Source organism: Bacillus songklensis (assembly GCF_042649685.1).
GTDB classification, from domain to species: domain Bacteria; phylum Bacillota; class Bacilli; order Bacillales; family Bacillaceae_H; genus Bacillus_BA; species Bacillus_BA songklensis.
In genome coordinates, this window is the sequence record NZ_JBHRZT010000067.1 from 186,280 (window position 1) to 193,201 (window position 6,922).

Genomic DNA, 6,922 nt, shown 5'->3' on the forward strand with positions numbered 1-6,922 from the left:
GTATGATGATGTTACAAAATAGAAGGTTATGGGAGGTCACAAAAATGAATGCGGTTACAATTGTGATTGGGGCTATGTGTATACTAATGATTGCCTACCGTTTATACGGAACGTTTATGGCAGCCAAAGTATTGAAATTAGATGATTCAAAACCAACGCCTGCTCATACTTTAGAAGACGGCAAAGATTATGTACCGACAAACCGTTGGGTTTCATTCGGTCACCATTTTGCTGCCATCGCTGCAGCGGGTCCCCTTGTAGGACCGATTTTAGCGGCGCAATTCGGGTATTTGCCAGGTTTATTATGGCTATTGATAGGGGCCGTTATTGGAGGCGCTGTCCATGATGCGGTCGTGTTGTTCGCTTCTATGCGCAAAAACGGTCAATCATTATCAGAAGTAGCAAAAGAAGAATTGGGCCCTGTAGCAGGTTTTTGTACAGGCTTAGCGATGTTATTCATTATTACCATTACGATGGCGGGTTTATCCATGGTTGTATTACACGCCCTGGAACATAACCCATGGGGAACATTTGCAGTAGGAATTACCATCCCGATTGCAATGGGAGTTGGCCTGTATCATAAAAAGACGGGAAATTTAAAAGCGGCTTCCATCGTTGGATTTATCCTTATTATGATTGCGATCATCGCTGGTCCGTCTATTCAAAATACCGTTATCGGTGATTGGTTAACGCTTGATATGAAAACGCTCGCACTTATATTGCCGATTTATGCATTCTTTGCAGCGGCCCTGCCGGTGTGGTTGTTGCTCGCACCTCGTGATTATTTAAGCAGTTTCATGAAAATTGGTGTTTTCATTGCGCTCATTGTTGGTGTATTTATTGTAAACCCTGCCATTCCATTCCCTGCTGTAACGGAATTTATCAATGGCGGCGGTCCCATTTTAGCGGGTCCTGTTTGGCCGTTCATTTCCATTACGATTGCGTGCGGTGCGATTTCCGGATTCCATGCTTTTGTCGGTTCGGGAACAACGCCAAAAATGCTTGATCGCTGGAGCGACATTAAGGCTGTTGGCTTTGGAGCCATGCTTGTCGAATGTTTAGTTGCCATTATGGCCCTTATTGCTGCAACAGCATTGCAGCCTGGTGATTATTTCGCCATCAACTCCACTCCGGAAGTATTCAAAACGTTAGGAATGAACGTAGAGCATCTTCCACAGCTAAGTAAAGAAATCGGATTGGATTTAGAGGGAAGAACAGGAGGAGCCGTTACCCTTGCTGTTGGAATGACGTATATTTTTACAGAGATTCCTTGGTTCAGTAAGCTGGCATCCTACTTTTTCCAATTTGTCATCATGTTTGAAGCCGTCTTCATTTTAACGGCCATCGATGCAGGTACACGTGTTTCCCGTTATCTTATTCAAGATTTCTTCGGCGAATTTTATAAACCGCTGAAACAAGTCGATTGGCTGCCGGGATCCATTTTCGCTAGTGCACTGGCATGTTTCATGTGGGGATATTTACTATTCTCAGGAGACATTGGCTCTGTATGGGCACTCTTTGGTGTATCGAACCAATTAATGGCATCCATCGGATTGATTATCGGAGCAACTGTTATCTTGAAGATTGCTGATAAGCGCCGGTATGTCCTAACCTGCCTTGTACCTCTCGCTTACTTATATGTAACGGTAAACTATGCAGGTTATTGGATGGTCAAAAACGTTTATTTAAATCCGGAAGCTGCCGGTTACAGCGTCTTAAATGCTGCTTTATCCATTATCATGCTGATCCTGGGAGTTGTCATAATGGTTACAGCCATCAATAAGTGGATCAAGCTTTGGAATAAGCCGGAAGTTCAGCTTGGAGCAAAAACAGCATAATAAAAACAGGCGATAATATGTAACACTGAATCTATAAGGGACAAGAACTCATTTTAGATTTCCTGGATATTTAGTGGGTTTTTAAACGACGACAATATGTTGGTAAACAAATTAATTTGTTGGTACATCAACAATATGCTTGATGTACCTTTTTTTATGGTTTTATGATTACTTTTATCACTACATGTTTAACGCCACATTTATTTTAATCGCTCTGTTAATGATGTTGATTTTCTTGTATCCTATCTTCCAGAAAACTTAGAAGGAAAACCTGTGAAAACGGAGGGTCGAGCACCTGTAGACAATCCTGATGAAATTGACCGGGTTATATTCCATCATCTGTGGTGCTTCGGAGTGTGGCATGATTGGCTAACGGGAGCGTTGAAGAAGGCATAAAAAAAGACCGCTAATCGATCTTTTTTCTTTGATAAAAAATCAACTAAGAACAGAGCCTTTTATTAAATCCTATTGCTCAGTCCTTCACGGTTTGCAATTGAATTGCCGGCTATTTCCATACCACGATTTAATATTGAATTTGGTCTTTGTAAACTTTCTCTAGCCTGTGCTGGCGGAACTGCACCTGTATCTAAATAATCTGCGTCATTCCAAGAACTGCCGCCAGCATAATTATCAGATATTCTTGGTGGTTTATGATCTTGATTTGGCATAAAAAATCACTTCCGTTCGCTTGTTATATCAGGCATATTTAACTCTCTTATAGGTTGCAAATTATCCAAACCCGGGTAATATTCGTTTATCCTTCTTGCATTGCCCAAATTAGGGTAATCGGGATAGTTGGTAATATCTTGTTCAGTATCTCTGGGTGCGTTAAAATCGTTGTCTGGCATAAATACCACCTCCATCATTATATTGTGAGGGTTGTGAAGAAAAATGAGAGGAAGTATGAGGAAATGACGTATACAAGGTGAAGAAAGAGCAGCCGGATGCTCTTTTTTATTAGCTCGTTTAAAGAATATTGTTGATTTTTTTGTTAAATTAACGGGGTTAAATGTATAGAATCACATATTATTTGTCTTTAGAATGTCATATCGTTTTGAGCGAGTGTAAATCTTTCCTGTCTTTTTCGAACGGTCTTAAAGAACGGACAAATAATCATAAGCCATTCTTTCCTGCTTGTAATTAACATGAATAGCAAGAAAAAACGAACGCAACCTAAAAAGGTAGTATGATTATGTGAAGAGAGAAAGAAAGGAAGGATTTAAATCATGGCAACTGTTCTTTATATTACGGCCCATCCGCACGATGAAACTCAGTCCTATAGTATGGCAGCGGGGAAAGCTTTTATAGAGTCATACAGAGAATCACATCCGAATGACGAAGTGATTTACCTTGATTTATATAAAGAAAACATCCCGCACATTGATGCCGACGTATTCAGCGGATGGGGGAAGCTTCGCTCAGGAACAGCATTTGATCAGCTGTCTGCACAAGAAAAAGAAAAAGTTGGCCGCCTGTCACAATTGACGGATCAGTTTGTTGCTGCTGACAAGTATGTATTTGTCACACCAATGTGGAATTTTTCGTTCCCGCCGATTATGAAAGCATATATTGACTCCATCTGTACGGCCGGAAAAACGTTCAAATACACAGAACAAGGTCCAGTCGGCCTTTTAACGGATAAAAAAGCATTGCACATTCAAGCACGAGGCGGCATATATTCCGAAGGACCGGCAGCTGACATGGAAATGGGTCACCGTTATTTGGGAATTATCATGCAGTTTTTCGGTATTCCTTCTTTTGAAGGACTGTTTGTTGAGGGACATAACCAATTTCCGGACCGGGCACAGGAGATTAAAGAGAAGGCAATCGCCCAGGCACAAGAATTGGCAAAAACTTTCTAAGCACGCAACGTAAGACAGACTCCATACATGGCGGGAAGTATTTTGAATAAAGGGCAATGGAGCAATACAATTTGCGATGTCACTCATATCATGCATGCGCAAGCTAGCAAAAAATCGGGAAGGCTGTTTAGAAAAAGGCAGCCTTCCCGATTCATTTACTTTCGTTTATCCTTCAGAGTTTTCTTCAGCAAACTCTCTGCCAGACTCTCTGGCCTGTTCAACGGCTGCAAGTATTCCGTCATTAACTTCACCAGGCAGGTACGATTCACCCTCTATAATGATTGAATTAGACATGTGAACACCCATAAGGTTCATGATGAATCTTAAATAACGATCCCCAAATTCGACCTCTGCATCTGATCCTTCAAGAGTCAGTCCACACCTTGCTTGAATATGAATTGCTTTTTTTCCTTTTAGCAGGTCAGCGAGTTCCCCCTCATGACAGTCAAAAGCTTTTTCGTTCATCAGGATGATATCGATATAGGCCTTTAGTTTTGGAGGAAGAGTCCAATTCCAAAGAGGAGTGACAAAAATATACTTATCGGCAGAGAGAAATTGCTTTCTTAAGTCATGAATGGTTGAAACTTTCTCTCTCTCATTGTCCGTTAATGTGTCAGAGGTCTCGTCCAATTGCATTTTTTCCCGGGCTTTTAAGACGTCTAAGTCTATAAAAGGAACATCCATTTGATAAATATCAATTTCTACGATATCGCTTTCTAGGCTCGTCGCTCTGTATTCATCCAAAAAAGCTCGTCCAATAGCTGAAGTAAAAGAGTTTTCCCGATTATTTGGATCTGCGATGATATATAATATTTTTTCAGCCATTCATTTTCCTCTCCTTATGTTAAAGTAATAAAGTATTTGTCAGGCATAGGGATATTTATTTTTGCTTTAAATGTTCAAGCGATTTAAAAGAATCAGTCAGTGATCACTCGTAAAATAGAATGGAAATTAAAAAAATCTTTGTATGGAGGCTTTACCCGGAAAGAGATTGGCTGAAACAAAAGTTCCCATCTTTAAACCATTTATCTATATGAATCCACATAAAGAATTGAACCTGAGAAAAAACGCTCTCATGTTCAATTTTTTACGCATAAGCGGCTGACAATCTCCCTTACGGGTTCTTGTCAGCCGCTTATACGAGAGAACCTTTGTAAGCTCGTTCAAGCTGAAAAAATAGAAAGGCGAAGGACCGGTGACAGAGGTTAAAAAATTAAATTTGGTCGAAAATAGGTAGATTTTTATATATAATATGGGATATCTAGTAACGGGAAGGTGACCTAACATGGGAAAATGTAATATTGATCATTCAAAAGAAGACGTTCGAAAAAAATTCGAGTCCCAAATGGAGTGGCTGCCAGAAGACGTTTGTGCATTGTTTGACGACTTTTTGAATCGGGAGCGAACGCAAGAAGATTTAAATGAAATGTTCCATTTATTAAAAAAATATGACTTAGCAGAAGAGGAAGAAAGAGAAGAGCGGAATAAAAAGATGAGATTCCTGCTTCTCGATTAAGAGGCAGCAAAGCAAGAAAAAGAGGATGGCTCAAACGATATAAAGGGCATACCGCTTGAGCCATCCCACTGAAAGGACCCGGCCGAAAAATCCTTGGTTTTGTGGGATTTCTCTTGCCGGGTCCTTTCAGTAAAAACGTCTTTAGCTGTCTATGCGACTCCTTCTCAGAAGCTCCAACATCCTATCGGTTTAAACGGGCTTTCTTCGCTTTTCTTAGTGTCCAGCTGCGAAAGCCAAACCGTACGGCTGTTTCACTTCTTCCTGCGGAGTCAAAAAGCGACTCCTTCTCAGAAGCTCCAACATCCTATCGGTTTAAACGGGCTTTCTTCGCTTTTCTTGGTGTCCAGCTGCGAAAGCCAAACCGTACGGCTGTTTCACTTCTTCCTGCGGAGTCAAAAAGCGACTCCTTCTCAGAAGCTCCAACATCCTATCGGTTTAAACGGGCTTTCTTCGCTTTTCTTAGTGGACATATCTTCCTTGTTCGGGAACGGCCAGTTCATTAAAATATTCGGCTAAATCATTTAGTTGATTTTTCAATTCGGCACCGCTCATTGGCAGTCCATGCCCTGGTGCTGCAATGGCAGGGTGCAAGGAGGCGAGACGTTTCACCGATTCCCTTGCTTTGTCCCAGTCCGTCGTAAAGTAGGCAGGCGGCCCATGGACTTGTTTTGATTGGGAAAGAACCGCCCAGAAAGATTCTTGCTTGACCGTAATGAAGGCATCACCCGGAAGCAGGATGCGGTCATACTCCCGAAAAAGGGAGAGATGTCCTTCTGTATGTCCAGGCGTATGAATATAGCGCCACTCATGCAAGAACGGAATGGAGCCTTCACGCGGCAGCGGTTTAATATGATCACTTAAATTCACAGCACGGCGCGGAAAGAAAGGGGAAAGAAGCGACATCAAGCCACCGCCTACACTCGGGTCAGGCGGAAAATAATCCTTTTTTTCCGTGAGATAAGGAATTTCAAGTTCATGCGCATAAATGGGAACCTTCCACTCTTTTACAAGAGCACTTAATGCCCCGACATGATCGAAATGTCCATGTGTTAAAATGATGGCTTTCGGTCGGCTTTTTTTGCCGAAGCGCTCACGGGCCGTTCTTAGGATGCGGGAAGCTCCAAGTGAAATCCCCCCATCCACAAGTACCCATTCACCAGATTTTGCGCCTTTTTTTCCGATAAAATAAACATTGGCAATAAAGGTTCTTAATCCCAAAATATCCGATGCCACATGAAATCGAATCGTATTTACCATCGCTTCCTCCTTTTTCTCCTAGTATGTGTAAAATCCCACACCTTCATGTTTAACCTGCCCTAAGATTCCCGCCGAATGTAAGCATCAAAAAGGGAAAATAATCATATTGAACGATTCAGGTGAGTAATTTATAATAAGTGAAAAAAGTTTACCTGAGGAAACAAGTTTTTATCGGTAAAAAATTATTGTCTCTTTCGAAATTAAGGTGATATACAAGCACATATCTTTTCTCAAACCATAATGTGTAAAGAAGATTTTCTTATGAAATCCTTTCTTTTTTCGGGCAAAAAGTTTCCTTGGGTAAATACTTTTAAAAAAGGGAAAAAGGAGTGGAGGAGCGCATGTTTTATTCCAGAATCAAACAATTTATGGTTGGACTATTCATTTTCATCCTGGCTTTATTCATCGTTTCAGGTTGCTCAAACAATAAGGGGACTGCCACAAACGAG

At 41.2% G+C, this 6,922-nt stretch carries 8 protein-coding genes; 4 read left to right on the forward strand and 4 right to left on the reverse strand.

Annotation, left to right across the window (positions count from 1 at the left end):
• Positions 1-44: 44 nt before the first annotated feature.
• Both cstA and ACFOU2_RS16115 read left to right on the forward strand, forming a co-directional pair.
• A complete protein-coding gene (gene cstA / locus ACFOU2_RS16110) occupies positions 45-1,838 on the forward strand; it encodes a carbon starvation protein CstA (protein ID WP_377916851.1) in 1,794 nt (597 codons plus the stop codon).
• Between the two features lie 273 nt (positions 1,839-2,111).
• Positions 2,112-2,234 (forward strand): hypothetical protein, encoded by a 123-nt coding sequence (locus ACFOU2_RS16115; protein ID WP_377916853.1) that lies wholly within the window; start codon positions 2,112-2,114, stop codon positions 2,232-2,234.
• 62 nt (positions 2,235-2,296) lie between these two features.
• Here the strand turns inward: ACFOU2_RS16115 and ACFOU2_RS16120 are convergent, their stop codons facing one another.
• Together ACFOU2_RS16120 and ACFOU2_RS16125 are read right to left on the reverse strand one after the other, a co-directional pair.
• Entirely contained in the window at positions 2,297-2,506 is a 210-nt protein-coding gene (locus ACFOU2_RS16120) for a hypothetical protein (RefSeq protein ID WP_377916855.1), read from the reverse strand.
• Positions 2,507-2,512: 6 nt separating this feature from the next.
• Complete coding sequence (locus tag ACFOU2_RS16125) at positions 2,513-2,686, reverse strand: hypothetical protein (protein ID WP_377916857.1); 174 nt, start codon at positions 2,684-2,686, stop codon at positions 2,513-2,515.
• Between the two features lie 378 nt (positions 2,687-3,064).
• Here ACFOU2_RS16125 and ACFOU2_RS16130 point away from each other — a divergent pair, with 378 nt between their 5' ends.
• Positions 3,065-3,700: an FMN-dependent NADH-azoreductase gene (locus ACFOU2_RS16130; protein WP_377916859.1), complete on the forward strand. Its 636-nt coding sequence runs from the start codon at positions 3,065-3,067 to the stop codon at positions 3,698-3,700.
• A 165-nt stretch (positions 3,701-3,865) separates the two neighbouring features.
• Here ACFOU2_RS16130 and ACFOU2_RS16135 read toward each other — a convergent pair whose 3' ends face one another.
• Complete coding sequence (locus ACFOU2_RS16135) at positions 3,866-4,525, reverse strand: FMN-dependent NADH-azoreductase (RefSeq protein ID WP_377916861.1); 660 nt, start codon at positions 4,523-4,525, stop codon at positions 3,866-3,868.
• A 460-nt stretch (positions 4,526-4,985) separates the two neighbouring features.
• Here ACFOU2_RS16135 and ACFOU2_RS16140 point away from each other — a divergent pair, with 460 nt between their 5' ends.
• On the forward strand, positions 4,986-5,216 hold the full coding sequence (locus tag ACFOU2_RS16140) for a hypothetical protein (protein ID WP_377916863.1): 231 nt from the start codon (positions 4,986-4,988) through the stop codon (positions 5,214-5,216).
• A gap of 459 nt (positions 5,217-5,675) precedes the next feature.
• Here the strand turns inward: ACFOU2_RS16140 and ACFOU2_RS16145 are convergent, their stop codons facing one another.
• Positions 5,676-6,473 (reverse strand): MBL fold metallo-hydrolase, encoded by a 798-nt coding sequence (locus tag ACFOU2_RS16145; protein ID WP_377916865.1) that lies wholly within the window; start codon positions 6,471-6,473, stop codon positions 5,676-5,678.
• Positions 6,474-6,922: the final 449 nt, after the last annotated feature.

What these genes read in the sequence shown, in the direction of transcription:
- cstA (WP_377916851.1), top strand. Translation starts at nt 45, where the DNA reads ATGAATGCGGTTACAATTGTGATTGGGGCTATGTGTATACTAATGATT.
- ACFOU2_RS16120 (WP_377916855.1), bottom strand. Translation starts at nt 2,506, where the DNA reads ATGCCAAATCAAGATCATAAACCACCAAGAATATCTGATAATTATGCT.
- ACFOU2_RS16125 (WP_377916857.1), bottom strand. Translation starts at nt 2,686, where the DNA reads ATGCCAGACAACGATTTTAACGCACCCAGAGATACTGAACAAGATATT.
- ACFOU2_RS16130 (WP_377916859.1), top strand. Translation starts at nt 3,065, where the DNA reads ATGGCAACTGTTCTTTATATTACGGCCCATCCGCACGATGAAACTCAG.
- ACFOU2_RS16135 (WP_377916861.1), bottom strand. Translation starts at nt 4,525, where the DNA reads ATGGCTGAAAAAATATTATATATCATCGCAGATCCAAATAATCGGGAA.
- ACFOU2_RS16140 (WP_377916863.1), top strand. Translation starts at nt 4,986, where the DNA reads ATGGGAAAATGTAATATTGATCATTCAAAAGAAGACGTTCGAAAAAAA.
- ACFOU2_RS16145 (WP_377916865.1), bottom strand. Translation starts at nt 6,473, where the DNA reads ATGGTAAATACGATTCGATTTCATGTGGCATCGGATATTTTGGGATTA.